General features: G+C 63.6%; 24 protein-coding genes. 15 read left to right on the forward strand and 9 right to left on the reverse strand.

Annotated features, from left to right (window positions below; genetic code table 11):
* The first annotated feature begins 184 nt into the window (after positions 1 to 184).
* A complete protein-coding gene (locus IWX88_RS00280; protein ID WP_196826417.1) occupies positions 185 to 1732 on the forward strand; it encodes a S1 family peptidase in 1548 nt (515 codons plus the stop codon).
* Between the two features lie 81 nt (positions 1733 to 1813).
* Here the strand turns inward: IWX88_RS00280 and IWX88_RS00285 are convergent, their stop codons facing one another.
* Entirely contained in the window at positions 1814 to 3529 is a 1716-nt protein-coding gene (locus tag IWX88_RS00285) for a dihydroxy-acid dehydratase (protein WP_196826418.1), read from the reverse strand.
* A 47-nt stretch (positions 3530 to 3576) separates the two neighbouring features.
* Between IWX88_RS00285 and IWX88_RS00290 the strand changes: the two genes are divergently transcribed.
* The 5 genes from IWX88_RS00290 to IWX88_RS00310 are packed head-to-tail and all read left to right on the forward strand — an operon-like array spanning position 3577 to position 7973.
* Positions 3577 to 4410 carry an IclR family transcriptional regulator gene (locus IWX88_RS00290; RefSeq protein ID WP_196826419.1) on the forward strand — a complete coding sequence of 278 codons (834 nt, stop codon included), beginning with the start codon at positions 3577 to 3579 and terminating at the stop codon, positions 4408 to 4410.
* Positions 4407 to 5330 carry an SMP-30/gluconolactonase/LRE family protein gene (locus IWX88_RS00295; protein ID WP_196826420.1) on the forward strand — a complete coding sequence of 308 codons (924 nt, stop codon included), beginning with the start codon at positions 4407 to 4409 and terminating at the stop codon, positions 5328 to 5330. Before IWX88_RS00290 ends, IWX88_RS00295 begins: the two co-directional genes overlap by 4 nt.
* Before the next feature lie 2 nt (positions 5331 to 5332).
* On the forward strand, positions 5333 to 6193 hold the full coding sequence (locus IWX88_RS00300) for a fumarylacetoacetate hydrolase family protein (protein ID WP_196826421.1): 861 nt from the start codon (positions 5333 to 5335) through the stop codon (positions 6191 to 6193).
* Entirely contained in the window at positions 6193 to 7206 is a 1014-nt protein-coding gene (locus IWX88_RS00305; protein ID WP_196826422.1) for a zinc-binding dehydrogenase, read from the forward strand. The genes IWX88_RS00300 and IWX88_RS00305 overlap by 1 nt, the downstream gene beginning before the upstream one ends.
* Positions 7207 to 7220: 14 nt before the next feature.
* A complete protein-coding gene (locus tag IWX88_RS00310) occupies positions 7221 to 7973 on the forward strand; it encodes an SDR family NAD(P)-dependent oxidoreductase (RefSeq protein WP_196826423.1) in 753 nt (250 codons plus the stop codon).
* 151 nt (positions 7974 to 8124) lie between these two features.
* On the opposite strand, the gene IWX88_RS00315 is transcribed toward IWX88_RS00310, so the two are convergent.
* Both IWX88_RS00315 and IWX88_RS00320 read right to left on the reverse strand, forming a co-directional pair.
* A complete protein-coding gene (locus tag IWX88_RS00315) occupies positions 8125 to 9864 on the reverse strand; it encodes an L-aspartate oxidase (protein WP_196826424.1) in 1740 nt (579 codons plus the stop codon).
* Between the two features lie 172 nt (positions 9865 to 10036).
* On the reverse strand, positions 10037 to 12016 hold the full coding sequence (locus tag IWX88_RS00320) for an aconitate hydratase (protein WP_196826425.1): 1980 nt from the start codon (positions 12014 to 12016) through the stop codon (positions 10037 to 10039).
* A gap of 212 nt (positions 12017 to 12228) precedes the next feature.
* On the opposite strand from IWX88_RS00320, the gene fdxA (IWX88_RS00325) reads away from it, so the two are divergent.
* The gene (gene fdxA, locus IWX88_RS00325) at positions 12229 to 12552 is read left to right on the forward strand and encodes a ferredoxin (RefSeq protein ID WP_196826426.1); all 324 of its coding nucleotides are present in this window, start codon (positions 12229 to 12231) and stop codon (positions 12550 to 12552) included.
* A gap of 72 nt (positions 12553 to 12624) precedes the next feature.
* On the opposite strand, the gene IWX88_RS00330 is transcribed toward fdxA (IWX88_RS00325), so the two are convergent.
* From IWX88_RS00330 to mvaD, 4 genes are all read right to left on the reverse strand, one after another.
* Positions 12625 to 12957, reverse strand: a complete 333-nt coding sequence (locus tag IWX88_RS00330; RefSeq protein WP_196826427.1) for a cupin domain-containing protein — start codon at positions 12955 to 12957, stop codon at positions 12625 to 12627.
* Positions 12958 to 13093: 136 nt separating this feature from the next.
* Positions 13094 to 15418: a hydroxymethylglutaryl-CoA reductase, degradative gene (locus IWX88_RS00335; RefSeq protein WP_196826428.1), complete on the reverse strand. Its 2325-nt coding sequence runs from the start codon at positions 15416 to 15418 to the stop codon at positions 13094 to 13096.
* Positions 15419 to 15423: 5 nt separating this feature from the next.
* Positions 15424 to 16512 (reverse strand): mevalonate kinase, encoded by a 1089-nt coding sequence (locus tag IWX88_RS00340; protein WP_196826429.1) that lies wholly within the window; start codon positions 16510 to 16512, stop codon positions 15424 to 15426.
* Positions 16512 to 17525, reverse strand: coding sequence for a diphosphomevalonate decarboxylase (gene mvaD, locus IWX88_RS00345; protein WP_196826430.1), 1014 nt, complete (start codon positions 17523 to 17525; stop codon positions 16512 to 16514). Before mvaD ends, IWX88_RS00340 begins: the two co-directional genes overlap by 1 nt.
* A 157-nt stretch (positions 17526 to 17682) precedes the next feature.
* Between mvaD and IWX88_RS00350 the strand changes: the two genes are divergently transcribed.
* The gene (locus IWX88_RS00350) at positions 17683 to 19140 is read left to right on the forward strand and encodes a hypothetical protein (protein ID WP_231368705.1); all 1458 of its coding nucleotides are present in this window, start codon (positions 17683 to 17685) and stop codon (positions 19138 to 19140) included.
* A 20-nt stretch (positions 19141 to 19160) separates the two neighbouring features.
* On the opposite strand, the gene IWX88_RS00355 is transcribed toward IWX88_RS00350, so the two are convergent.
* Both IWX88_RS00355 and IWX88_RS00360 read right to left on the reverse strand, forming a co-directional pair.
* Positions 19161 to 19568 carry a hypothetical protein gene (locus tag IWX88_RS00355; RefSeq protein WP_196826432.1) on the reverse strand — a complete coding sequence of 136 codons (408 nt, stop codon included), beginning with the start codon at positions 19566 to 19568 and terminating at the stop codon, positions 19161 to 19163.
* Between the two features lie 3 nt (positions 19569 to 19571).
* The gene (locus tag IWX88_RS00360; protein WP_196826433.1) at positions 19572 to 19991 is read right to left on the reverse strand and encodes an organic hydroperoxide resistance protein; all 420 of its coding nucleotides are present in this window, start codon (positions 19989 to 19991) and stop codon (positions 19572 to 19574) included.
* 154 nt (positions 19992 to 20145) lie between these two features.
* Between IWX88_RS00360 and IWX88_RS00365 the strand changes: the two genes are divergently transcribed.
* The 7 genes from IWX88_RS00365 to sufU all read left to right on the forward strand — a co-directional run bounded on the left by IWX88_RS00365 (position 20146) and on the right by sufU (position 26805).
* Positions 20146 to 20904, forward strand: coding sequence for a helix-turn-helix transcriptional regulator (locus tag IWX88_RS00365; RefSeq protein ID WP_370568115.1), 759 nt, complete (start codon positions 20146 to 20148; stop codon positions 20902 to 20904).
* 25 nt (positions 20905 to 20929) lie between these two features.
* On the forward strand, positions 20930 to 22330 hold the full coding sequence (locus tag IWX88_RS00370) for a cysteine desulfurase (protein ID WP_196827728.1): 1401 nt from the start codon (positions 20930 to 20932) through the stop codon (positions 22328 to 22330).
* The gene (gene fdxA / locus IWX88_RS00375) at positions 22327 to 22647 is read left to right on the forward strand and encodes a ferredoxin (protein WP_196826434.1); all 321 of its coding nucleotides are present in this window, start codon (positions 22327 to 22329) and stop codon (positions 22645 to 22647) included. The genes IWX88_RS00370 and fdxA (IWX88_RS00375) overlap by 4 nt, the downstream gene beginning before the upstream one ends.
* 108 nt (positions 22648 to 22755) lie before the next feature.
* Positions 22756 to 24219: a Fe-S cluster assembly protein SufB gene (sufB, locus tag IWX88_RS00380; RefSeq protein WP_196826435.1), complete on the forward strand. Its 1464-nt coding sequence runs from the start codon at positions 22756 to 22758 to the stop codon at positions 24217 to 24219.
* Positions 24219 to 24992: a Fe-S cluster assembly ATPase SufC gene (sufC, locus tag IWX88_RS00385; RefSeq protein WP_196826436.1), complete on the forward strand. Its 774-nt coding sequence runs from the start codon at positions 24219 to 24221 to the stop codon at positions 24990 to 24992. The genes sufB and sufC overlap by 1 nt, the downstream gene beginning before the upstream one ends.
* Positions 24989 to 26326: a Fe-S cluster assembly protein SufD gene (gene sufD / locus IWX88_RS00390; RefSeq protein WP_196826437.1), complete on the forward strand. Its 1338-nt coding sequence runs from the start codon at positions 24989 to 24991 to the stop codon at positions 26324 to 26326. The genes sufC and sufD overlap by 4 nt, the downstream gene beginning before the upstream one ends.
* Before the next feature lie 23 nt (positions 26327 to 26349).
* Complete coding sequence (gene sufU, locus IWX88_RS00395; protein WP_196826438.1) at positions 26350 to 26805, forward strand: Fe-S cluster assembly sulfur transfer protein SufU; 456 nt, start codon at positions 26350 to 26352, stop codon at positions 26803 to 26805.
* Position 26806 lies beyond the last annotated feature (1 nt).

Consider the following 26806-nt stretch of genomic DNA (forward strand, 5'->3'; position numbering starts at 1 on the left):
GCGGGAAATTCACCGAAAGTTGCATGTAGGACCCCTCGTTTCACGACCACTCCCGGCTATGCTCACACATAGTTGCACAGCCCCTCGGCTTTGGAGCAAAACAATGAGGTTGATGCAGGCTTTCATCTGGCACACGATTGGATGTAACCCTGCGCTGACTAATTCAGCTCCGGAAGGGCATGCCGTGAACAAGCTATTGTTGTCTGCTCCACTGGTCGCCGTGCTGCTCGCCGGAGGACTGGTCGTCGGCACGTCAGCGAATGCGTCTTCACCGCAACCACCATCGAGGGCGAGCGCGTTCACACTCGACCGCTACAGCGCGGCGGCGGCGAACCTCCCCCCGGCAATGATCGCGGCCATCACCCGCGATCTGCGGCTTTCCGGTGCGCAATTTCTGGCGGATGGTGCGGCTGCTGCCGACGCTGTGGCCCTGGTCGGCACGCTCGAAAAATCTGGTGTGGCGGTGCAGGGGTCCCGGATCGATGGGGCGACCGTGACGGTATACGTGAAAAACGAAGCGGACGCCGCGCGAGTGACAGCATCCGGTGCTGTTGCAGCGATCGGAACTCCACCGAAACCAGTACTGCCAGCGGCGCCGCTGCGACCGGTCGCCGGCACCCTCTACGACGGAACCGGCGTGTACTGGCAAACATCCTCCACCAGCGGCCGCCAGTGCTCCGTCGGCTTCAACGGATTTGCGATTTCATCCGGTGCAAACCAGCTTGTTACCGCCGGCCACTGCGCCGCAGCGATGACCAGCAGCACCCCTGTTTACGCGCTGGTGCAAAACGCTCCGCAGGCCGGTGGATCACGAGGATCGCTGATCGGTTCGGTCGTTTCTGGATCGGCGCGATTTGGCAACGGGCAGGATGCTGGCCTCGTCTCGGTGACCGGGATGACGCCCGTTCCTGCAGTAGCCACCTGGAACGGTGGGCAGGGCGCACCACTGGCATCAGCCCCGCAAGCTGTCACCGGGGTATCGTCTGCGATCGTCAACGCGAAGATCTGCAAGTCTGGAAGCCGCTCAGGCTGGACCTGTGGCACGGTGACGTCCGTCGACACCACTGTGAACGTTCAGGACGGATCCACTGTGTACCAGGTCAATTCGATCGTCGCGAATATCTGTCTGGTTCCCGGTGACTCCGGCGGATCCGCGCTTATGGGTTCTAATGCCGTCGGCATCAGCTCGGCAAGCAGCAGTTCATCGTTCCCGTGCGCATCGAACGCGATCGGCACCTTCTTCGAGATGTTGTCCGCCCGGGGCTTGCCCGACGTCGCCTCCGCGTTCGCGGGCACCTGGGAGCCGAGTGTGACGGTGGCTGCCCCAGTGGTCACAGCGTCGACTAATGGCACGACGGCGACACCGGGAACCCTCTCTGGAACCCTGACCAACGCTTCCGCGAGCAGCACCGTGCGACTCTATGTCGATGGGTCGACTACGGCTGCTGCCACCGCATCTGCCAGTAGCGGAAGGTGGTCGCTCACTTTCCCTTCACTGTCAGCGGGCACCCACTCCTACAAGGTCATCGCATCCTGGGGCGTCTGGTCCAGGTCGGCACCGACATCCGGGTCGGTGACCGTGGCGCAGGCGTCGTCGGCACAATCGACACAACCTTCGAAAACGCTACTCTCACCCACGCCGTCGCTGACGCCGGTCCCCACCACTTCCTCGAGTCCTTCGACGGTGGGAAAAACATCGCAGAGCCTCATCGGCAGCCTTCTCGGCCGATAAACGCCAGCCCGCGCTTGGGGCAAGGGGAGACGTGCACAGGGGAAACGCGCACGGGCAACTCGCGCACGGGCAACTCTCGCACTAGTGCGATTCCCGGGACACCCGGTGCCCACTTGTCCCCTGCAGGAAGTCGAGGTCGGCACCCGTATCGGCGCCCATCACGTGCTCAACGTAAAGCCGCTCCCAGCCGCGCGCCGGTCGGGCGAATCCGTCGACGGTCGCCTGGTTGGGCACGCGCGAGTTGAGTTCGTCCTGCGTCACATCGAGGGTGAGGCGGCGCTTCGGCACGTCGAGGATTATCCAGTCGCCGTTCTTTACGATGCCAAGAGCCCCGCCCGCAGCGGCCTCTGGAGTGACATGCAGCACGACCGTGCCGTACGCGGTGCCGCTCATGCGCCCGTCGCAAATGCGCACCATGTCGCGAATCCCCTGCTCGAGAAGCTTCTTCGGCAGAGGCATGTTGGCGACCTCTGGCATGCCCGGGTAGCCCTTCGGCCCGCAGCCGCGCAAGACGAGGATCGAGTCAGCGTCGACGTCGAGGTCTGGGTCGTCGATGCGGGCATGCATGTCTTCGATCGTGTCGAAGACGACTGCCCGTCCACGGTGGGTGAGCAGGTGGGCGGATGCTGCAGCCGGCTTGATGATCGCCCCTCCCGGAGCCAGATTTCCGCGCAGCACCGCGATTCCGGCATCCGCAATCATCGGCGTCTCGCGCACGGTGATGACCTCGTGGTCCCAGATGCGCGCGGAATCGAGGTAGTCGACGAGCGGCTTTCCGGTAATCGTGAGGGCGGTCGGGTCGAGCAGATCCTTCACCTCGCGAAGCACGGCGAGCAGTCCACCGGCTCGCTGAAAGTCATCCATCAGAAATCGGCCGGCCGGCTGCAGGTTGACCAGCAGCGGCACGCCGGAGCCAATCGCATCGAAGTCGTCGAGGGTGAGGGTGATGCCGAGTCGCCCGGCGATCGCGAGCAGATGGACCACGGCGTTGGTCGAGCCACCGATGGCCGCGAGGGCGACGATCGCGTTCTGGAACGAGCCTCTGGTGAGGAAGGTACTCGGCCGACGCTCGGCCTCGATGAGCTCGACGATCAGCCGACCGGTCTCGTGCGAGTTCTCCAGCAGCCGGCTGTCGACCGCGGAGGTTCCGGCGAGCCCGGGGATGATCATTCCGAATGCTTCGGTCACGAGTGCCATGGTGGACGCGGTGCCCATGGTGTTGCAGTGCCCCTGGCTCGAGATCATCGAGGATTCGCTCCTCAGAAACTCCTGCTCGCTGAGGGTTCCGCCGCGCACCTCCTCGCTGAGGCGCCAGACATCCGTGCCGCAGCCGAGGGCGACACCCTGGAAGGTGCCGGTCTTCATCGGCCCGCCCGGAACGACGATCGCCGGAATATCGACGGATGCCGCAGCCATCAACAGCGATGGGATCGTCTTGTCGCAGCCGCCGAGTAGCACAACGCCGTCGATCGGGTTGGCGCGAAGCATCTCCTCGGTGGCCATCGCGGCCATGTTGCGCCAGAGCATCGCGGTGGGACGCATCTGGGTTTCACCGAGGGAGACGACCGGGAGGTTGAGGGGGATGCCTCCCGCCTCATAGATTCCGGCTTTGACGCTCTCCATCACGGCATTCAGGTGCGAATTGCAGGGTGTGAGGTCCGACGCGGAGTTCGCGATCGCAATGTGCGGTCTGCCGTCGAAAGCATTCTCGGGGAGCCCGCGTCGCATCCAGGCACGGTGGATGTACGAGTTGCGGTCGGTGCCGGCGTACCACTCGGAGCTCCGTTGCTCAGTCACGTGTTCTCTTCCGTTTGTTGAAATATATGTCTAACATGTGGAACACCATGAGTGCCGCAGAAACACACGTCGATCTCAGTACGGAAGATCGCGCAAATACGGACGATCATGTCAGTGCCGACGATCGTGTGGTCGGCTCCGATCGGGTGCTCGCCGTGCTGGTCGAACTCGCGAAGTATCCAGATGGAGTCAGCCTCGATGAGATGGCGCGGGCGGTGAGCAGTTCGAAACCGACCGTGCATCGCGCTCTGGCCTCTCTGTGCAGAGCGCGACTGGCGGCAAAGGATGGCAGGGGGCGCTACCTGCTCGGAGACGAATTTCTGCGTCTGGCCTTCGCGAACCACGAGTTACGCCCCGATCACCTGCGCGTGCAACCGATCCTCGACCGGCTGGCGGAGCGCTACGGCGAAACGGCGCACTACGCGGTTCTCGACGGTGAGGACATCGTCTATCGCTCGAAGGTCGATCCGGCGATCGGGGCGATGCGACTCACATCCACAGTTGGTGGCCGTAACCCCGCGCATTCGACAGCGGTCGGCAAGATGCTGCTCTGCCTCACACTCCCCGACCTCCAGGCGGTGGAGCGCTGGGTGGGCAATCGGGTTCTGGCTCGTCAGACATCCCGAACTGCCACCACCGCTCTCATGCTTCACGAGCAGCTCGAGACGGTGCGGGAGCGCGGATACAGCGTTGACGACGAGGAGAACGAGTCGGGTGTCAACTGCCTCGCCCTGCCGATCTACCTCACCTCGCCGACCGAACCGAGCGGCGCGGTGAGCATCAGTGCGCTGGCCTACCGCACCCCGCTGACGCGGCTCGTCGACGAACTGCCGGTCATCCGCTCGATCATCGAGGGCACCTTCGATGAGCACTCATCGTGACCGTATTCGACGCGGTGCGGGCATCCTCCGAGCGTCATGTTCTCGCTGAGGGTCCGGTCTGGGTGGCGGACTCATCACAGCTGATCTGGATCGATGTCGAGGAGGGCACGGTCTTTCTCGGCCGAATCAGGGGTGCGCAAATAGAGCAGACTCAGCGGTTTGATTTCGACGGACGAGTAGGTGCCGCCGTTCCCGGCACCGACGGCAGCCTGCTTGTCGCAGCGCAGGATCGCCTCGTGGTCATCGCGGCCGATGGCAGTCGAATCGACGGCCCACTGATCGTGGCGGATGGCGTCGACAGCCGATCCAACGACGGTGCTGTGGATCCGGCGGGCCGGTTCCTCGTTGGTACGCTCGCCCTGGATGGTCGTGAGGGGCAGGAATCCCTGTATCGCTGGGAGCGCGACGGGTCGCTGACGACGATCGACTCCGATTTGACCCTCTCGAATGGCCTCGTCTGGTCTCCCGACGGAACCCTGATGTACAGCACCGACACCGTCCCTGGCATCATCTGGGTGCGAGATTACGATGCGGTATCGGGTGTGTGTGGCGCTCGCCGCCAGTTTGTGCACATCGAGCACGGCTATCCCGACGGCATCTGTGTCGACGCGCGCGGTCATCTGTGGGTGGCGATCTGGGGAGCAGGGGAAGTGCGGTCGTTTGACCCGTACGGCGTGGCTGGCAACACCGTCACCGTGCCGGTGCCACATGTCTCGAGCGTTGCGTTCGTCGGCGACGATCTCGACTGGCTGCTGATCACCACGGCATCTCGCGACCTGAGCCCGGTTGAGTTGGCAGACTATCCCGGCGCAGGATTCCTCTTCCTCGCCAATGTCGGTGTCACCGGCACCCCGACCACACTCTGGGATTGTGCCGCCCTCCGCGGCCCCAGCACGCAAAAACCACTCAACAGGAAGTAGCCATGTACCTCATGCGCATCGGGCCGGCTGGCTCAGAGAAGCCCATCGCCCGCCTCGACGAGACCACCTATGTCGACCTCTCGGATGTCACCCCGGACTTCACCGAGGCGTTCCTGGCCGCAGACGGCCTGGCATCGCTGCCCGTGCTCATCGCCGAGCGGGTGGCGCGTGGTGCGGTTTCGACCTTCGCAGGGGAGCGCATCGGGGCACCCATCACCCGCCCGCACCAGATCCTCTGTATCGGTCTCAATTACAGCGACCACGCGGCCGAGACGGGGCAGGCAGTGCCGGCCGAGCCGATCCTGTTCACCAAGTCACCGAACACCCTGATCGGGCCCAATGACGACGTGCGCACCCCGCGCGGCTCGACCAAACTGGACTGGGAGGTCGAACTCGGTATCGTCATCGGCAGACGCACCAGCTATCTCGATTCGGTGGAGGATGCCCGCGAGGCCATTGCCGGATTCACGGTGGTCAACGACGTGAGTGAGCGTGCATTCCAGCTGGAGCGCAGCGGGCAGTGGTCGAAGGGCAAGTCGGCCGAGACCTTCAATCCGACCGGCCCGTGGCTCGTCACTCCCGACGAGATCGATGATGTGCGGCGGCTCGGCATGTGGCTCGACGTCAACGGCGTGCGCAGGCAGACTGGGTCGACATCCACCATGATCTTCGACCCGTACGTCATCGTGCACTACCTCAGCCAGTTTCTCGTGCTCGAACCGGGCGACCTCATCAACACCGGCACCCCGCCCGGAGTCGGACTGGGCTTCACGCCCCCGATCTGGCTTCAGGTCGATGATGTGATGGAGCTCGGAATCCAAGGACTCGGCTCGCAGCGACAGCGCGTCATCGCACCGCGCTGATGAGAGCGTTCGTACTCACTGCACCTCGCGAGTTCGAGATTCGGGATGTCGCCCCACCGGTCGCTGTGCCGGGCGGTGTCGTCATCGACGTGCAACGGGTCGGAGTCTGCGGCACCGATGTCGAGTTCTACACCGGTGAAATGCAGTACCTCCACGACGGCCACGAGAAGTTTCCGCTGCGCCTTGGGCATGAATGGATGGGTACCGTCGCCACGGTCGGGGAGGGTGTGGATGCTGCATGGATCGGCCGCCGGGTCACCGGTGACACGATGCTCGGGTGTGGAGTCTGCCGGCGATGCCTGCACGGCAACCAGCACGTCTGCGAGTTTCGCCGGGAGGTCGGGATCCGTGGGGGCTTCGCCGGGGCTCTCGCGGAGCAGCTGGCGATGCCGGTGAGCGCACTGCACGCTCTGCCCGACGCCATCGACGACACTGCCGGTGCGCTGGTCGAACCGGGCGGTAACGCCATCCGTTCCGTGTCGGCGGCCAATCTGGCCCCCGGAGATCGCGCGCTCGTGCTCGGTGCCGGCACCATCGGGCTTCTCGTGGCTCTGATTGCGCGTGCCGAGGGTGCGGAGGTGCATCTGATGGGCCGCTCACCCGGTCCACTGGAGTTCGCACGCAGCCTCGGATTCGAGGGTGCCTGGACGCAGGATGAGCTTCCGCCACTGCCGTGGGATGCCGTGATCGACGCATCCAATGCGCCTCGGCTTCCCGCGTTGGCACTCGAACTCGTTGAGCCGGCCAAGCGCGTTGTCTACGTCGGATTGGCGGGGAGCCCGAGTCTCATCGATACCCGCATGATGGCGCTCAAGGATGTGACCGCAGTGGGAATCCTCAGTGCCTCACCCGGCTTGGCTGGCACCATCGAGCTCTATGCGTCCGGCACGGTCGACCCTCGCCCGCTCGTCGCGGCAACCGTCGGGCTCGACCGGGTCGGTGCCATTCTTGCCGGTGAGCGCTTCGAGGGTGCCGGAGCCGGACCGAAGATGCACGTCGATCCCAGAATCTGAGAAGGAGAACAGCAATGAGTGAATTCAACAACCTCGTCGCCATCGTCACCGGAGGAGCGAGCGGACTGGGAGCCGCGACGGCCGCGCTCCTGCACGAGCGTGGAGCGCGAGTGGCGGTGCTCGACCGTTCGATCAAGGCACTGCCCGAACACTACTTCTGCGTGGTCTGTGACGTGACGGACACCGCGCAGGTCGATGACGCCGTCAACGCCGTCGTCGCTCACTTCGGTGCACTCGACATCGTGATCAATAACGCGGGGATCGGGGCATCCGGCGATATCTCTGCAAACGACGATGATGAATGGCACCGGGTGCTCGACGTCAATATCGTCGGGCTTGCTCGAGTGAGCCGTGCGGCGCTTCCTCACCTCCGCAAGTCGACTGCCGCATCCATCGTCAACACCTGTTCGGTGGCGGCTACCGTTGGCCTACCCAACCGTGCTCTCTATTCAGCAAGCAAAGGTGCCGTTGCGGCAGTCACGCTGGCAATGGCGGCCGATCACGTTCACGAGGGGATTCGTGTGAATGCGGTCAACCCCGGTACGGCAGACACCCCCTGGGTCGGCCGGCTTCTGCAGAGTGCGGATGATCCTGTCTTAGCAGCCGCGGCGCTGCGTGCACGACAACCGATGGGCCGGCTAATCACCGCCGAGGAAGTCGCGAACGCGATCGTCTACCTCGCCTCCCCGCTCTCGTCGTCGACCACTGGAACGCTGCTCGCCGTAGATGGGGGAATGGCGGGCCTCCGTGTGCCGGAGCGCCGCTGAACCGCTCAGCCGCTGAACCGCTGTTCCGCTGTTCCGCGCCTTCCGCGCCTCGGTGCTGCGGTAGTTCACCTGGTCTGACTTGGCGCACACAGAACGGGCAAGCGTCCCGTGACACTTGCCCGTTCCGGTGAAAATCATTGCCCCGCTGCCACTACTCCAGCAGCTTGCCGGCCTGGCTGACATCCTCCATGAGTGCCGCGATCTCGTCCCGCACCGGCGGGATCTGCTCGTGCGCAATCGAACCATCGGCTGACCAGACGAGGTTCACCTGAAGAGCGGGATCCATGTCTGGATAATCGCTGCGGTTGTGAGCTCCGCGGCTCTCCCGGCGCTCCAAAGCACAGGCGAGGGTCGCACGCGCAGCCATGAGAGAGGCGCGAAGGTCGAAGGCATGCGCGAGGCCGGAGAAGCCGGCGACATCCGGATGCACTCCGATACTCTTCTGGCGTTCGTCGAGGTCGTCCAACTTGCGCAACCCTTCCGTCAGGCCAGCCTCGTCGCGTACCACTCCGCCGAAGTCCGTCATGATGTTGCGGATTTCGCGCTGCAACGCCCGCACATTCTCTTCGCCGTCCGAGTTGAGAGTGTCGGTCACCTCTTTCTCGGCCGCGTCGATCACGTCCTGTGATCGATTCTGGGAGACGATTCCCGCGCTGTATTCGGCCGCAGCCTCACCGACGATCCGACCGAAGACGAGCAGTTCGATGAGCGAGTTGCCGCCGAGCCGATTGGCCCCGTGCAGCCCGCTGGATGCTTCGCCGATGGCATACATGCCGACCACATCGGTGGAGTGGTCATCCGGTCGCACCCACACGCCACCCATGGAGTAGTGCGCGGTCGGGGCGATCTCGATGGCGGTGGTGGTGACATCCAGCACCTGCAATTCGAGCATGGTCTGGTAGACGCGGGGCAGGCGCGTCATGATCGTCTCGCGAGGCAGGTGGGAGATATCGAGCAGCACACCGCCCTTCGCGGTGCCGCGCCCCTCCTTGATCTCGGTATATGCGGCAAGGGCGACCCGGTCACGGGTGGACAACTCCATGCGCTCGGGATCGTAGTTGGCCATGAACCGCTCGCCGAGTGCGTTCCGCAGAACTCCACCCTCACCGCGTGCGGCTTCGCTGATCAGGGTGCCCGCGGCGTTTTCCGGCTCGAGGATGCCACTCGGGTGAAATTGCACCAGCTCGGCGTCGCGCAGTCGGCCCCCGGCATCCACCGCCAGCTTGAAGGAGTCGCCCGTGTTCTCGTCGCGGCGGCTGGAGGTGCGACGCCAGATGCGGTTGTGACCGCCAGCGGCGATGATGACCGCGTCGGCTATCACCGTCACGCGGCTGCCGTTACGCAGGTCGAAGCCATACGCACCGAACACCACGTTGTCGCGCACCAGGATGCGGGTGATGTAGACCGAGTCGAGGATGGGCACCTCGAGTTCGGTGGCGCGGGCGATCAGGGTGCGCTGGATGCCGAGACCGGTGTAGTCCCCTGCGAAAGCGGTGCGGCGGTACTTGTGAGCGCCGAAATAGCGCTGGCTGATGCGCCCGTCACTCTCGCGTGCGAACGGCATGCCCCAGCGCTCGAGGTCCTCGATGCCGCGGGCAGCGTTCTTCGTCACAATCTCGGCCGCGTGCGGATTGGAGAGAAAGTAGCTCTCCTGGATGGTGTCCGCCGCGTGCTGCTGCCAGCTGTCTTCGGAGTCCATTGTGGCAAGGGCCGCGTTGATGCCGCCCGCCGCCAGCGACGTGTGCGCGTCGTTCTTGGGACGCTTGCCGACAGCGAGAACGTCAACTCCGCGCTCGGACAATTCGATCGCGGCGCGCAGGCCCGACCCTCCCGTGCCGATAACGAGAACGGAGGTAGAAATACGGCGACCAGTGACGGTGGCGTTCGGCATGAGAAGGCCTTTCCGGGGCGACAAGATGGAGCCGCAGCAGCGCGGCACCTCTTCGACGCTAGTTCGCGTTACTGGACTTTTGCCCCACTCATGCAGGGAGTCAGCCGCGAGGAGTAAGCACCTCCCGCGAGGCTGCCCTTCCCCGACAATCGTCAGCCTGCCCCGCCCCTGGTCAGCCGTTCTCGACGGCTTCGGCTGTTCTCTGCGCGCGGAGCCAGGGGATGAGACCGCCCGCGAGCAGCATGCCGACCTGCCGTGGCGAGAGTCGATGGCGCGCGGCGTAGTCCTCGTTTCGGGTCGCGTTGTGCACCGTGATCTCGGTACCGGCGACGAGCGCGTCGCGGATTCCCTCCAGCACGAGCACATCACCCCTCTGGACGCGATCGTGGTCGCTTGCATCCGCGAACTCGATGGCCAGCACGCCGAAATTGGCGAGGTTCTGCCAGTGGATGCGGGCGAAGGACACCGCGAGTACCGCGCGCAGCCCGAGGAAGCGAGGGGTGATCGCGGCATGCTCGCGGGAGGAACCCTGACCGTAATTGGCGCCGGCCACCACAATGTGGCCCGTAGTATCGCGGGTTTCGATGGCACGAGAGGGGTAGGTCTCGTCCACCTGGTCGAAGGTGAATTCAGCCAGCTTGGGGATGTTGCTTCGATAGGGCAAAACCCGCGCGCCGGCCGGCAGAATTTCATCCGTCGAAATATCGTCACCGACCACCAGGATGACCGGTGCCTCGATCCGATCTTCCAGAGGGGTAGAGCCGGGCAATGAAGAGATGTTCTCGCCCTTCACGAGCTCGACCGCTGCGGCCTCTGCGGGGGGCAACGGCCCCTCGAGCATCGCGAGGTTCACGCTGGATGTCGTGGGGAGTGCAAGCGCGGGATAGCTCAGGTTATACAGCTCTTCCAAATCTCGCGGGTCGGTGATCTTCCCGGTGAGTGCCGCAGCGGCGGCTGTCTCCGGTGAGCACAGGTAGACCGAATCTTCCTTGGTTCCGGAGCGGCCCGGGAAGTTTCGTGGCATCGTACGCAGGCTGATGCTGCCGTTCGCCGGGGCCTGTCCCATGCCGATGCAGCCCATGCACCCCGACTGGTGCAGCCGTGCACCGGCGCCGATCAGATCCAGCGTGGATCCCATCCGGGTCAGATCCTGCAGAATCTGCCGGGAGCTCGGGTTGACGTCGAAGGAGACTCCCGCGTGAGACTGGCGTCCCTTCACGATTGCACCCACCATCGCGAAGTCACGGAGTCCGGGATTTGCCGACGAGCCGATAACGACCTGCGCAACCGGGCGACCAGCGACCTCACTCACCGGTACGACGTTGCCTGGCGAGCTGGGAAGCGCGATGAGCGGCACAATCGTCGACAGGTCGATCTCTTCGTACACGTCGTAGCTGGCACCCTCATCGGCGAGCAGTTCGACGAAGTCGCCCTCGCGCTGCTCGGCAGCCAGAAACGCGCGCACCTGCTCATCCGCCGGAAACACGGTTGTCGTTGCGCCCAGTTCGGCGCCCATGTTCGCGATGACGTGTCGATCCATCGCCGTAAGGTTCGCCAGTCCGGAGCCGTAATACTCGATGATACGGTTCACGCCGCCCTTGACGCCGTGTCTGCGAAGCATCTCGAGGATGATGTCTTTTGCGCTCGTCCATGGGGGCAACTGCCCGGTGAGGCGCACGCCCCAGATTTCGGGCATCCGGATGTAGAGCGGCTCGCCGGCGATGGCGAGGGCTACCTCGATACCGCCAACGCCGATTGCCAGCATCCCGAGCGACCCAGCGGCAGGCGTATGGCTGTCCGAGCCCACCATCGTCTTGCCGGGGATGCCGAAACGCTGCATGTGCGTCGGATGGGATACACCGTTCCCGGCCTTCGAAAACCAGAGGCCGAAACGTTGACAGGCGGAGCGGAGAAAATCGTGGTCCTCCGCGTTTTTGCTGTCGGACTGCAGCAGGTTGTGATCGACGTACTGCACGGACACTTCCGTGCGCGCACGGTCGAGCCCCAGAGCCTCCAACTCCAGCATGACCAGAGTTCCCGTTGCATCCTGGGTCAGGGTCTGATCGATGCGCAGGCCGATTTCGGTTCCCGGGCTCATCTCCCCGCTGAGCAGGTGAGACGAAATGAGCTTTTGAGCGACGTTGTGTGCCACGGTGGGCCTCCTTGCTCGAATGCCGCCGAGAGAGTCTCGATCCGCAGTCATTGGCCAGGAGTTGTGCGGCATCTCTCAACCTAGGCCACCGCCCCACAGCGTGTCACCTGCCAGACGCCAACCGACCGGTCCCGTGCGGTCCAGATCTGGATTTAATTACCTCAGTTGTCGTACCCTTGCAAATTATCCGCCCAGACAGGGAGCCTGCCACTGTGACCTACGTCATCGCCCTTCCCTGTGTCGATGTGAAAGATCGGGCCTGCGTCGAAGAGTGCCCGGTCGACTGCATCTATGAGGGTGACCGGATGCTGTACATCCACCCGGATGAGTGCATCGACTGCGGCGCCTGTGAACCGGTGTGCCCGGTCGAGGCGATCTATTACGAGGATGACGTACCAGAAGTGTGGGCCGACTACTACACGGCCAACGTCGAGTTCTTCACCGACATCGGATCCCCTGGCGGAGCGGCAAAAGTAGGTCCGTTTGCCATGGACCACCCCCTGATCGCTGCGCTGCCGCCACTGCTCACTATCTGAGGTCGAGTATGGGATCTCGCGACTCCGTTCGCTCCACTCGAAATCCCATGCGTGATCGCCTTCGAAAACTCATCACCGGGTCTTTGCCACCGTGAACAGCACCGCCGCGTCCTCCACCGCTTCGAGTGAGTGGCGGCCCTCCGACATGATCAGCAGGTCGCCCGGTGACCCACTCCAGGAGTTCTCTCCCGCGATCAGCGTGACGCGTCCGTACAGCACAAAAACGGTCGCATCACCGGGATTTTGGTGCTCGTTCAACGCGGCACCGGCACGCAGGGCAATCACTGTCTGTCGCAGCGTACGCTCAGTGCCCCCGTACACGGTCTTGGCACTGCGACCGCTGCTCGCCTGCCGAGCATGATCGAGCTCGTGACGCACTAGGGCAATTAACGACGCCTTCATCATGAGGTGACTCTTTTCGCACTGAACTGGGCTAGCGGACACTCAGTGTACTGACGCCACTCCAGCTTCGTCCATGCACGCGGCAGTACTTGCGCGGCAGGTCTTGCGCGACAGTTCCTGCGACGGAGTAAACCGCGAGCTATCCGGTCACAAGATCGGTCGCCGGCGGCTGGCTCGGCGCACGAATTTCGGTCACGTAGGTGGTGTATCCGGCTTTGCGCATCGTGTCGGCGACCGCTGCTGTGCGGTCCTCTTCGGCAATGGCGATCATCGCGCCGCCGCCGCCGCCACCGGTCAGTTTCGCTCCGAGAGCACCGGACCGGCGGGCGACATCCACAAGGGCTTCCAGCTGGGGACTCGACACCTGCAAGGCGTTCAGCAGGCCGTGGTTGATATTCATGAGGTCGCCGAGCTCGGCGATATCGCCGCGCTTCAGGGCATCGACGCCGGCAAGGGCCAGTCCGTCGATTTGCTCGAAGATCGCGTCGTAACGCGTCGGGCTCTTCATCCAGGCGCTCCGCACCAGGCCGACGGTGTGTGCGGTCAGCGAGCGTACCCCGGTCAGCCCGATGATGACGGGAATCGGATGCGGCGGCGATACGACCGAGAACTCCGCAGCCCGTGCCCCGTTCGCCTTGCGAAAGAGAATCGGTAGGCCGTAAGTGGCAACGGTGTTGTCGATGCCAGAGGGGGTGCCGTGCACGATTTGTTCGCATTCGAACGCCAGCGCACTCACCTCCCTGTCGGTCAGAGTGATGGAGAAGCAGTGCGCCACGGCGCGAATGACCGCCACGGCGAGGGCTGCGGATGCACCGAGTCCGCTGGCCCAGGGGATGCTGGGAATGACCTCGATGCGCATCCCCTGCTTGCTCGTGCCAAGGCGCTCGGTGATCAGGGCGGCCACGTGCATCAGCATGTCTGACTCGGCGGATGCGAGGGAATCAGAGCCGGGGGTGATCAGCTGTGTCCCTGACTCCTGACGAGTCACCTGCGCGCGAATCGACAGACCGATCGGTGCCGCGATGGCGTGGTAGCCGTAGACCACGGAGTGTTCGCCGAACAGAATGATCTTGCCGAAACCGGTGGTCTTCGCGTCAGATCCGACGTCAACGACCGGTGCGTTTTCGGCGCCGGACGGGCCTGGGGCATCGGGAGGGAGAACCTCGATGGTCTCGGAGGGAGCCGCCGTGCCGCCCAGCTCCTCGAGTATGCGCCGCGCATTCCAGATCTTGACATCACCGCTTGCAACCAGTTCGTTCACGACTTCTTCGAAGTTCTCGCCCTGCGCACCAGCGGCCACAGCCACACTCCGGGCATGCAGGCGCATGTGGCCGCTCTGGATGCCCTCTGTCGACAGGGCCTTGAGCGCGGCGAAATTTTGCGCGAGTCCGACAGCGGCCATCACTTGTGCCAGCTCGGCCGCCGAGTCGACTCCGAGGATGGCGTGGGAGATGGACACGAGGGTATTGGACTCCACCTGTCCGCCGACGATCCCGACTTTGAGCGGGATCTCCAATTCGCCGACGAGGTCGCCGCGGTCATTTTTCGACCACGAGGTAAGCGGCCCATATCGGCCACTGCGCGCGGCATAGGCGTGTGCGGCGGCCTCGATTGCCCGCCAGTCATTGCCGGTGGCGATCGCGACAGCATCGATGCCGTTCATGATGCCCTTGTTATGCGTGGTTGCCCGGTACACATCCATCGCCGCAAATTCGTTCGCGCCGATGATGCCATCCCGAACCTGCTCTGGCGCGAAAGTGCCTGTCGCCAACCGAGCGAGGGGAATCACGGCGCGTGCGCGCACCAGCGCCCGGTCGGTGAAATTCGAGAGGATGCGCAGGGAAACCTGCCCACCGGTGATGTGTGTCACCAGCGGCGCAACTGCTTCGCACATCGTGTTGACCAGATTGGCGCCCATGGCATCACGAGTGTCAACGATGAGATGCACCACGAGCAGCTCGCCGCGCTCGGCAGTTTCGCCCCGAAGAAACACTTCGAGATCGGTCGCCCCACCGCCGCGCGCCATCATCTTTGGATGTTGCTGATTGGCCAGAGCTAAAATCTCACCCTTGCGCCGAAGCAGCTCGACTCGGGCCGCATGGGGGTCAGCGAGGTCAAGCACCTGCACTTGCCCGATCAACAGAGGAGTCTCGGCAACGCTCGTGAACCCGCCAGAGCCCCGAATCAATTGGGCCGCCGAACTTACGGCAGCGATAATCGAGGGTTCTTCGACCACCATGGGAACCAAATACTCCCGTTGGTTGACCTGAAAATTGAGGCCAAGCCCCATCGGCATCGAGAACACACCGATGACGTTCTCGATGAGGCGATCCGCCGTCTCGACGTCGAGACGGTAGCTGCCGGAGTTGAGAGCGGAAAAATCTTTGTCACTGAGGATTCCGCGGTCGTGAAGCAACTGCAGTCGCTCGGTAACGGTAAGCCGATAGAACTTCGGCAGGTGCATGTTTTTCACACTGGACCCCTCATGCTGCCAGTTGCGTTGGCCCCCGAGTCGAACGTCATGTCGGTGTCGACCCCGGCAGTGCAGATTCCGAGCGGCACGATCTGTGCCTTCGCGCTGGAGATAGCTGCCGCTAATGCTCGTGCCGGCGCGCCGCTGCGCGCGAAGGCCAACCCGACATCGCCGCCACCCGCACCAGAGGATTTGAAGACACCCCCATGATGGGCAGCCAGGGCGTGCAACTCGCGGTGTCGGTCGCTGATGATTCCCGCGTGGGCGTGAGCATCAAGGGTCGCCAGCGCATCGAAGTACCGCGACGCGAGGGCAAGGAACGTTTCGGCTGAAGCGAGTGCCGACGCGGCCTGCTCGGCAAGCGCAGCCAGCCGTGCCAGATCGGCGCGGTGGCCAGCTGGATCGCGCGTCGCGTATTCGGTGACGCGGCCGACCAGCTCGGGAGTGCTGCTGCCGTCTCCCGTGACGATCACCATCATGGTGAGATCGTGCGGCCAGATGAGCGTGGTCAGCGGAGGAAGCGGGGCGTTCGTCGCGCCGCGCGAATAGCTGATGAGCCCACCATTGACCGCAGTCGAGACGTCGCCACCACTGCCGACACCGCCCTGTGCGTGCCGGTGAGCGTCGAACGCGAGAGTAAACAGTGCACTGCGATCCAGGTTGATTGACCGAACCTGCACCAGTGCCGCGGTGAGGGCGACCGCAACTGCCGCACTCGCGCCGAGACCCAGCTTGTGACCCCGCAGGGAGAGCGCGCTGCTGTCGATACTGATCGAGAGTGCGGTGCCGCTCAGAGGAGTGCCGCCTGATCGCTCCGCAACCCTCTGACGCACCGCATCGAATACCCGAAGCTTTTCACGGGTGGGCTGATCCAGGTCACTTGGCAGTGTTCCGTCCGGGTCCAAGCTGAGGTTTTCGATGCCGAGACCCGGGGCGTTCAGCCGCCAGCGGTCGCCATCCGCGTCCTCAATTCTCACTCGCACCCGCCGGTCGACAGCGGTGAGAAGTGCCGGGGCGCCCTCGAGCACCGCGTACTCGCCGAGCAGAAAAAGCTTTCCGGGAGCGGATGTGCGGATCACCACCATCACGCCTCCACGAGGTGGGCGCCCCGGCCGAGAGAACTCGTTCGAGTCTCGTTGACTCCCGGGGTGGCCGCCAGCGCGTGCGCCACCGCAGCAGCATCCTCCGGGGCGCAGAGCGCTTTTACCTGCGGACCGGCGTCGATCGTGAAGTAGACGGCGATGCCGGTCTCGCGCAGCATCCGCACCGTGTGCATCGCCGCGATGGTTCCGGCATTCCAGTAGATCAGGGCTGGTCGGCTGGTCAACATCAGCGCGTGGAGCTTCATACAGCTGTGTTCGGCGAGTTCGCCGAGTTGGCAGAAGTCTCGGGTAGTGATGGCGGCACGCATTGCGGTGAGGTCGTCTTCGGCAGAGTCAACCCAGGCCGGGTAGAACGGTGACGTTGCTCTACTCCCTGCCATCCCGTGCGTGGATGACACCGTTTTCGCGTCGTGCGTGGTGATGGCAACGACCACACTGAGCGGCCAGTCGGATGCATTCAGGACGGGCTCGGCGAAGGCGTCCAGGCCGTCCTTTTGGGTTCCGCTGTGCAGTGCAACGTATCCGCCGAAGATCGAGCGCGCCGCCGATCCCGACCCGCGACGGGCGAGCACTGAGAGTTCGCGAGCGTTCAGTATCAGCCCTGCTGCCGCGCTGGAGGCCAGAGCGAGGGCGGCGAAGCCGGATGCTGATGAAGCCAGGCCAGCACCGGTCGGAAAGTCGTTGGTCGAGGTGACGACGGCTGGCGAAGTGAGCCCGGCTTGTTCGCGCACGAGGTCGAGGACGCCGAGCACTCGAGTCGATTCGGTCAGTACACCGTTGAGCCAGAATTCGTCGTCGGCTGCCCGACCACCCTCACCCGCAGTCGCATCAAACGTCACCGTGGTGGTGGTTGAGAGAGCATCAAGAGTCACTGAGATCGACCCGACGGCGGGGATGTTGAGCGTCTCGTCTCGCTTCCCCCAGTACTTGATGAGGGCGATATTGCTGTGGGCGCGAGCGGTGGCGCGGGCATGATCGTGCACGGTTATGTCCACTGCAGTGCTCCGATCGGGTCTGCAAAATCTTACCCGTCGCCGAGTGTGCTTCCCCCAAGCGCACGCCCGCAGCCCAGGCGGGGGTCGCTAAAGTGAGGATGATGATGGGGACCCCATCGCAACCGAACACACTTCAACCATTCGAAATGGGCCCCTGTTGGCATCTGGAATTAGCGGACTCTCCCTGTATCTGCCGCAGTATCGCGTGCAGCTCGAGGACTGGAGCCGGTGGAATGACGAGCCGTGGAACAAGATCCGCGCGGTCGTAGGTCGCTCCTTCCGCATGCGAGGCCCACAGCACAGCGTCTACACGCTCGCCGCCAATGCCGTCTGGCGGTTGATTCAGGACTACGACATCGATCCGACGCAGGTGGGGTTTCTGGCGCTTGGAACGGAATCCTCCAGTGACAACTCTGCCGGAGCGGTGATCATCAAGGGCATGATCAACGAGGCCCTGGTCGCACACGGCCAAAGTGAGCTGGCAAGGGACTGCGAGGTTCCCGAGTTCAAGCAGGCCTGCCTGGGTGGTGTGTACGGGCTGAAGGCCGCCCTGCGCTTTCTGGCGACGGACGGCGTTGGTCGCCAAGCCATTGTCGTGAGCGCCGATATCGCCGAATACGCGATCGGCTCAACCGGTGAGCCGACGCAGGGCGCCGGCGCCGTAGCCATGCTCGTGAACGGCGACGCCGACCTGCTCGAAATCGACCTCGCCGAGTCCGGCAGCGATTCCCAGTACCGCGTGGCCGACTTTCGCAAACCGTTTGCTCGGTTCCGACAGCCCGAGCGGGAGGACGGCCAGCTGCAGGACCTTCCGGTCTTCAACGGGCGGTATTCCACGACCTGCTATATCGACGCCACTCGCCACGCGGTGGCTGCCATGCTCGCGAAACGCCCCGGCCAGAGCATCGACTACTTCACCGAGGTGGATTCCGTCTTCATCCACCGCCCCTACCACCGGATGCCAGCGACCGGCTGGGTGATGTCGTATCTGTTCACCCTCGCAGCCGATGGCCCGATCGGTCAGGCCCAGCTGCGCGGCTACTGCGCGGACGCCGGGCTCGATGCAGAGCCGGTGCTGGCAGAACTGCTGGCCGACAGCCCCTTCGAGGGTCAAGAGCTTGGAGATGGCGAAGGCTACCCGTGGTCGCGGAAGCTGCGCGGGCACCTCCTGCACACCGAGGTATGGGACCGCATCATCAGCACCAAGCTGGGGTTGGGGGCTGAGGAAATGAAGGACCTCGGCAACCTCTACACCGCCGCGCTTCCTGCCTGGCTGGCCGCCGGCTTGGTCCATGCGCACCACGAGGGCATCGAGCTCGCCGGCAATCACTGGCTTGCCCTCGGATACGGCAGCGGCGACGCGGCCGAGGCCATTCCGATGCGGGTCGCAGTCGGCTGGAAGCAGGCCGCTGCCAAGATCAACTTCGAGGCGGCGCTACGTGGCCCCATCGACCTGACACAGGAGCGCTACCTCGCGTTGCACGAAGGCCGACGCAGCGACCTACCCCCGCTCACACCGCATGACGAGTTCGTCATTGATCGGGTCGGCATCGAAAACGGCCCCGATTTCTACGACCTCGGCATCGAGTACTACCGTCACGTGGGCGGGGCTTAGCGCGGCCATCCGGCACGCAGCTATTCGGTCGTCTCCCCGGCGGCCAGCCGCACCTCGTGCAGGACTCCTTCGAAGAATTCCACCTCTTTTTCGATGCTGGTTACCTCCCGCGGGCTGTATCCGGCCTGCGCCAGTTCGCGCTCCAGGGCTGAGTAGGCCTGCAGATACGTGGCGCCTGCGTTGTAAAAGCTTCGTCTCCTCGGCTCATTTTTCTGGATCGCCTCGATTTTCTTTGCCTCATCGACGTTGGCGGGAAGGCGGGCGCAGAAATAATCCACGTAGTCACGTGCGAGCTTCGGCGGGTTGACCGGCCCGCATACCGCCCAAAATGCCTCCCGCGTGAATTCGAGCGCTTCGCGATCAGCGGCCAACTTCTGATCCGCTGGCGTCATCACGCCGTCCGTTTTGGCGACTTCCTCCGCTGACACGGGTTACTCGACCCGGGTCAAGGTGACCACGATGTTGCCGCGGGTGGCGTTCGAATATGCGCAGGTCTGGTCGGTTGCTGTCATGAGCTCGTCGAAGCGATCGGCCGGCACATTGGGCGCGTAGATGACCAGCTCAACGGCGAGACCGAAACCACCGGAATCGTCAGCACCGATTCCCACGCTCGATGAAATCTCCGCATCCGTCGTATTGAGGCCAAGCCCCTTGCCGGATCGGTGCAGCGAACCGAGGAAGCAGGTCGCGTAGCCCATTCCGAAGAGCTGCTCCGGATTCGTTCCCTCGCCCGATCCGCCCATTTCCTTGGGCGCGCGAGTGTCGAGGTCGAAGCGATCGTCGTCGGTGCGAACGTGCCCATTGCGGCCATTCCCTGAGGCGTGGGCGATAGCGGTGTACTGAATTTCCATGCTTCTGTCTACCATTTTTCGCGTGCGCTGACGTTTGGGGCCGTGGGCTGTGCCCGGTCGTGCGGTCTCGAGCGGAGCCCTGAGATGCGGCGAGCTGGCCTCGGTAAGGTGACCCTTGCTAGACCGCGAAGGCCAATTAGCACACACTTGTGTTGTGTTATTGACTGACCGCCGCACATCCGCTGCCGCCCACTCGTCCAATCCAGCCCCACCTGGCTCTGAGGCGCGAACCAGGGACCGGGTTCAGCAGACGATCGCCGAGGATGGTCCCCTCACCGCCGCCGACCTCGCCTCACGCTTGGGGCTGACGCCTGCCGCAGTCCGCCGACACCTGGAGTTGCTTGCCGAGAACGGCATCATCGAGGAACGTGAACCGTCCGCCGATGCCGGTCGCAGTCGCGGGCGGCCCGCCCGTGCCTACGTTCTCTCCGAAGCCGGTCACGCGGGCATGGAGAGCGACTACGCGCAACTGGCTGCCTCGGCATTGCGCTTCCTCGCCAAGCACGCCGGCGTAGGCGCCGTCGACGAGTTCGCTCGCGAACACAGCGCCCAACTCGAAGCTCGGTACACCACCCAGCTTGCCACGGCGGGTGCGGATGTCGCCGCCCGCGCGCAATTACTGGCTGCGGCCCTGAACACCGATGGTTTTGCCGCGTCGATCCGACCCGGGGGTGTGGATCTCCCGGTGCCCGTCGGAACGGATGTTCCCGTGCCCGGTCTGCAGCTGTGCCAAGGGCACTGCCCGATTCAGCGCGTCGCGACCGAGTTTCCGGCGTTCTGTGATGCTGAGACCGACGTGTTCTCGCAACTGCTCGGGGTTCGAGTCGAACGCCAGACAACGCTCGCCAATGGGGAACACGTCTGCACGACGTTCATTCCCCTTGACGCCGTAACCGTGACGCCGCGACCGTGACGGCGCTATCGTGACCGCGCCGTCGTTGCCGACCAGCCGTGATGGCAAGTCCTCATCAGTAAGAGTCGTTGGCGGGGCGTTCAGCACAACGGAGTCGGCTGCGATCCGTGGCGACTTCGCGATCCTGTCCCGCTCCGTTCGTGACGGCAAGCCGTTGGTTTACCTCGACTCCGGGGCGACGTCACACAAACCACGCCAGGTTCTCGATGCGGAGCGTGCGTTTTACGAACAGCACAACTCCGCTGTTCATCGCGGTGCTCACCAGCTTGCCGAAGAGGCCACCGACGAATTCGAATCTGCTCGCGAGAGCGTGGCCACGTTCATCGGCGCTGCGGCCGAGGAGGTCGTATTCACCAAGAATGCCACCGAGGCCATCAATCTTGTGGCCTACGCGTTCAGCAATGCTGCGGCAGCCGGCGCGATGGATGGCGTTGACCCGTTGATCGCTGCGCGATTCGCCCTCGGCCCGGGCGACGAGATCGTGGTCACCGAGATGGAGCACCACGCCAACCTCGTACCGTGGCAGGAGCTCGCCCGACGCACCGGGGCAACTCTGCGCTGGATCGGCGTCACCGACGATGGCCGCCTCGACCTCGCCGATCTCAACACGGTGATCACCGACCGCACCAAGGTCGTCGCGTTCACCCATATCTCCAATGTTCTCGGCACCATCACCCCGGTTGCCGCCATCGTCGACCGGGCCCGCGAGGTCGGTGCGCTCACAGTCCTGGACGCCTGCCAATCCGTGCCGCACCTCGCCGTGGACGTGGTCGATCTCGGCGTCGATTTTCTCACCTTCAGCGGTCACAAGATGCTTGGCCCGATGGGGGTCGGCGTGCTCTGGGGCCGATATGAACTGCTGGCAGCCATGCCTCCGTTCCTCACGGGGGGCTCGATGATTGAGACCGTTCGGATGGAGGGCTCGACCTATGCGGCCCCACCGCAGCGCTTCGAAGCGGGTGTGCCGATGGCAGCCCAAGCCGTCGGTCTTGCGGCAGCCTGCGACTATCTGACCCGCGTGGGGATGTCGCGGGTGACGGCCCACGAGCATTCCCTTACCGAGACTCTGCTTGCCGGTCTCGCGGAACGTCCCTGGGTTCGGGTCATCGGGCCGGTCGACGGCCACGATCGTTCCGGCGCCGTGTCCTTCGTCGTCGAGGGAGTCCACCCGCATGACGTCGGGCAGATTCTCGACGATGCCGGGGTCGCTGTGCGGGTGGGTCACCATTGCGCTCGGCCGCTGCATCAGCGGATGAACGTGGCCGCGACGACGCGAGCCAGCTTCGGTTTGTACAACACGCGTGCCGAAGTCGAGGCGCTGCTTACCGCTCTCGATCGGGTACCTGTGGTGTTTGGCCTGACCGAGCTCGCCTCCGCGGCGAACCAGCCCGGACCGATCGTGCCTGAACGGGAGGGCGTTTCATGACCTATGTCATTGCACTGCCATGTGTCGATGTCAAAGACCGGGCCTGTGTCGATGAATGCCCGGTCGACTGTATCTATGAGGGTGACCGGATGCTGTACATCCACCCGGATGAATGCATCGACTGCGGCGCCTGTGAACCGGTGTGCCCGGTCGAGGCGATCTATTACGAAGATGACGTACCGCAAGTGTGGGCCGACTATTACACGGCCAACGTCGAATTCTTCACCGAGGTCGGATCGCCCGGCGGAGCGGCAAAGGTAGGTCCGATAGCCGGAGACCATCCGCTGGTAGCCGCATTGCCCCCGCAGGGGAGTTGATCGGCGCAGCGCCAGGCACGCCACTCGACACGCCGCTTCACACGAGGCTTCGCACCCAGCCTCGCCCTCGGCGCGGAAAAACTGACAGCAACCGAAATGGAGACGAAGATGAGTGCACCCACCACCACGACCGGTATTTCCGATGAGGTCCGTGAGCTCGCCAACCAGGAATACCAGTACGGGTTCACTACGGATCTCGAAACAGAAGTTGCTCCCAGGGGCCTTAGCGAAGACATCATCAGGCTGATCTCGTCCAAGAAAAACGAACCGGATTGGCTCCTCGACTGGCGGCTGAAGGCGTACCGGCACTGGATAACCCTGACGCCTCCCACCTGGCAGCACGTCACCTACGGGCCCGTTGACTACCAGGACATCATCTATTACGCCGACCCCCGCCCGAAGAAGCAAGTGTCGAGCATGGATGAGGTCGATCCTGAGCTGCGGGCGATGTTCGACAAGCTCGGCATTTCTCTGGGAGAGCAAGAGCGACTGAGCGGCGTGGCTGTGGACGCGATCGTCGATTCAGTATCTGTCGCCACGACGTTTACGAAGAAGCTGGCCGAGGTCGGTGTGATCTTCTGCTCCTTCTCCGAGGCCGTTCAGAACCACCCCGACCTGGTGCGGCGATACCTCGGCTCGGTGGTGCCGCACAACGACAACTTCTTTGCCTGCCTGAACTCCGCGGTATTCACCGATGGGTCGTTCTGCTATATCCCCAAGGGCGTGCGCTGCCCGATGGAGTTGTCCACCTATTTCCGCATCAACGCCGCCGATACCGGTCAGTTCGAGCGCACACTGATCATCGCCGAGGAGGGTGCGTATGTGAGTTACCTCGAGGGCTGCACCGCGCCGGTGCGCGATAAGAACCAGCTGCACGCCGCTGTGGTCGAACTGGTGGCCCTCGATGATGCCCAGATCAAATACTCCACCGTGCAGAACTGGTACCCGGGAGATGCGGATGGCAATGGTGGTGTCTACAACTTCGTCACCAAACGCGGCATGGCATCCGGTCGCAATTCGAAGATTTCCTGGACGCAGGTCGAGACCGGCTCGGCAATCACCTGGAAATATCCCGGCGTCGTGCTCAAGGGGGACAACTCGGTCGGTGAGTTCTACTCCGTGGCGCTGACCGCGAGGCGCCAGCAGGCGGATACCGGAAGCAAGATGGTGCACATCGGTAAGAACACCACGAGCACCATCATCTCGAAGGCGATTTCGGCCGGCCACGGCGAGAACACCTATCGCGGACTGGTCGATATCCGGCATTCCGCAGTCGGTGCCCGGAACTTCACGCAGTGCGACTCGCTGTTGATCGGTAAGGACAGCGGGGCACACACTCTCCCGTATATCGATGTGAAGAACCAGACCGGGCAGGTGGAGCACGAGGCATCGACCTCCAAGATCGGCGAGGAGCAACTGCTGTACTGCCGCCAGCGGGGCATTGACGAGGAAGAAGCCGTGTCGATGATCGTCAACGGATTCTGCCGAGAGGTGTTCAAGATGCTTCCGATGGAATTCGCCGTCGAAGCCCAAAAGTTATTGACCGTGAGCCTGGAAGGAAGTGTCGGCTAATGCTGAAAATTACAGAATTGCACGCCAGTATCGAGAACACAGAGATCTTGCGGGGAGTTAATCTTGAGCTGAAGGCGGGTGAGGTTCACGCCATCATGGGGCCAAACGGATCGGGCAAGAGCACCCTCGCCAGTGTGCTGATCGGCCGCGACGGCTATGACGTCTCCGGCAGCGTTCAGTATGAGGGCCAGGATCTGCTCGCTCTGTCGCCCGAGGAGCGCGCCGCGGCGGGTGTTTTTCTGGCCTTCCAGCATCCGGTCGAAATCCCCGGCGTCGGCAACATGTACTTCATGCGAACAGCACTGAACTCCCTGCGCCGTGCGCGTGGGCTGGAGGAGCTGGACGCGGTGGACTTCCTGTCCTTGGCTCAGGAGAGCATGAAGTTGGTCGAGATGGACCAGACGTTCATGAGTCGGTCGGTCAACGAGGGATTCTCCGGCGGTGAGAAGAAGCGGAACGAGATCTTGCAGATGGCGATCCTCGAGCCCAAACTCGCGATCCTCGATGAGACCGACTCCGGCCTGGACATCGACGCGCTTCGGGTCGTAGCGAGCGGAGTAAATGCTCTCCGCAGTGAGGGCCGCGCGATGCTGGTCATCACACATCACCAGCGACTGCTGGACTACATCGTTCCCGACTACGTGCATGTCATGGCAGCGGGTCAGATCGTACATTCCGGCGGTAAGGACTTGGCCCTTGAGCTCGAAGCCAACGGGTATGCGGGTCTCACGCCCCGCTCGGAGAGCACGGCGCAGGTCGGGGCAACCGTATGACTGCGGTGAGGGTACCGGTGCGCTCCGCGGGGGGTGCGCTCGCAGACCTGACACCGAAGCGGAATGGTCGCGATCTCGGCTGGCTCGCCGATGCGCGGCTGGATGCACTCGAATGGGTGGGAAAGCATGGCTTTCCGTCCCGTAAAGACGAGGACTGGAAGTACACCGCGCTCGATGGAATCCTGGCGGTACCCTTTGAGGCTGCCGCTGCTGGGGCCGGCCCACGGGTCACAGCGGATCTCATCAACGCCGCCGCAATCGATCTCGGCGGCCCTCGCCTGGTATTCGTTAATGGACATTTCGCCGCGGAGTTCTCGCGACTGGCCGGATTGCCGACCGGTGCCGTTGTCACGACGCTTGCCTCGGTTCTGGACGCGAGCCCTGATCAGCTCAAACCGTTCTTTGAGCACACGCCTGGCGAGCATCATGCCTTTGCCGCATTCAATGACGTGCTCGCCGAAGACGGGGCCTACATCCATCTGACACAGGACACGATCGTCGCGCAACCGATCCAGTTGGTCTTTTTCTCCGACACCGAGGGCGTGCCCCTGATGTCGAGCCCACGATCGGTGATCGTCGCCGATGCTGGGAGTCGTGCGACGATCATCGAGACCTATGCCGGCATCGAGAATGACATCTATTTCACGAATGTCGTCACCGAGGTCGTCTTGGCAGAGAATGCCCAGATCGACCATTACAAGGTTCAAGACGAGCAAACCACCGCCTTCCATCTGGCATTACTGGATGTGCGGCAGGCTCGCAACAGCCGGTTCACCTCCCGCTCGGTGATGCTCGGGGCACGCGTCGCCCGCCACGAAATACGGGTGCTCCTGGACGGCGTGGAGGCCGAGGTCAGCCTGGACGGCATTTACCTTCCCCGGGGCGAGCAGGTTCACGACAACACGATCTTCGTCGACCACCTCGCCACCAACTGCACCAGCCACCAGCTGTACAAGGGTGTGCTCGACGGTCATGGGCACGGAGTCTTCAACGGGCACATCATGGTGCGCCACGGTGCCGATGGAACTGACGCGAACCAGAAGAATAAGAACCTTCTGCTCTCCGACCGCGCCCAGGTAGACACCCGGCCCAGGCTGGAAATCTACACCGATGATGTCAAGTGCACGCACGGTGCAGCGATCGGGCAAATGGATGATGAGGCTCTGCTCTACTTGCGCACGCGCGGAATACCGCTGGATGCTGCCCGCGGTCTGCTCGTCTACGCCTTCGTGCAGGAGATGGTGGATCGAATCGAACTGGAGCCCCTGCGAGCGCAGCTGGAGGCGTTGGTCGCCGGCCGGTTCGCACAGGGTGACTCCCCGGTTTCGGCATGAGTGGCGGGCCGCGGGGAGCTGCGGTGAGTGACGACATCGCAAGTCTCTACCAGGAGGTGATCATCGATCATGCCCGCAGTCCACGAAACTTTCGTGTGGTCGACGGTGCGACCCGCACGATCGAGGCTCTTAACCCGCTGTGCGGCGACCAGCTCACGCTCTACCTGACCCTCGCCGAGGGTGTTGTCACCGATATTGCCTTCACGGGCAACGGATGCGCCATCTCCCAGGCCTCCGCGTCGCTGATGACGATGGCGGTGAAGGGCTTGCACCACGACGAAGCGCTCGCCATGTTCACCCGGGTACACATCATGCTGACCACAGAATCCGAGGGCGGTGCACCCCCTGCCGAAGTCGGCAAACTCGCGGTTCTCTCGGGAGTGTGGGAGTACCCGACGCGTGTCAAATGCGCCACTTTGGCCTGGCAAGCACTGCGCAGCGCTCTCCAACAGGCTGGCAACCGAGATGGCACGGAGTAGA

This window comes from Frigoribacterium sp. CG_9.8 (assembly GCF_015751965.1).
GTDB lineage: Bacteria > Actinomycetota > Actinomycetes > Actinomycetales > Microbacteriaceae > Lacisediminihabitans.

Excerpts from the sequence above, each read along its gene's own strand:
- IWX88_RS00290 (WP_196826419.1), top strand. The coding sequence starts at position 3,577 with ATGAGTGCCGCAGAAACACACGTCGATCTCAGTACGGAAGATCGCGCA.
- IWX88_RS00300 (WP_196826421.1), top strand. The coding sequence starts at position 5,333 with ATGTACCTCATGCGCATCGGGCCGGCTGGCTCAGAGAAGCCCATCGCC.
- IWX88_RS00305 (WP_196826422.1), top strand. The coding sequence starts at position 6,193 with ATGAGAGCGTTCGTACTCACTGCACCTCGCGAGTTCGAGATTCGGGAT.
- IWX88_RS00310 (WP_196826423.1), top strand. The coding sequence starts at position 7,221 with ATGAGTGAATTCAACAACCTCGTCGCCATCGTCACCGGAGGAGCGAGC.
- IWX88_RS00315 (WP_196826424.1), bottom strand. The coding sequence starts at position 9,864 with ATGCCGAACGCCACCGTCACTGGTCGCCGTATTTCTACCTCCGTTCTC.
- IWX88_RS00330 (WP_196826427.1), bottom strand. The coding sequence starts at position 12,957 with ATGATGAAGGCGTCGTTAATTGCCCTAGTGCGTCACGAGCTCGATCAT.
- IWX88_RS00335 (WP_196826428.1), bottom strand. The coding sequence starts at position 15,418 with ATGCACCTGCCGAAGTTCTATCGGCTTACCGTTACCGAGCGACTGCAG.
- IWX88_RS00340 (WP_196826429.1), bottom strand. The coding sequence starts at position 16,512 with ATGGTGGTGATCCGCACATCCGCTCCCGGAAAGCTTTTTCTGCTCGGC.
- IWX88_RS00360 (WP_196826433.1), bottom strand. The coding sequence starts at position 19,991 with ATGGAAATTCAGTACACCGCTATCGCCCACGCCTCAGGGAATGGCCGC.
- fdxA (WP_196826434.1), top strand. The coding sequence starts at position 22,327 with ATGACCTATGTCATTGCACTGCCATGTGTCGATGTCAAAGACCGGGCC.
- sufB (WP_196826435.1), top strand. The coding sequence starts at position 22,756 with ATGAGTGCACCCACCACCACGACCGGTATTTCCGATGAGGTCCGTGAG.
- sufC (WP_196826436.1), top strand. The coding sequence starts at position 24,219 with ATGCTGAAAATTACAGAATTGCACGCCAGTATCGAGAACACAGAGATC.
- sufD (WP_196826437.1), top strand. The coding sequence starts at position 24,989 with ATGACTGCGGTGAGGGTACCGGTGCGCTCCGCGGGGGGTGCGCTCGCA.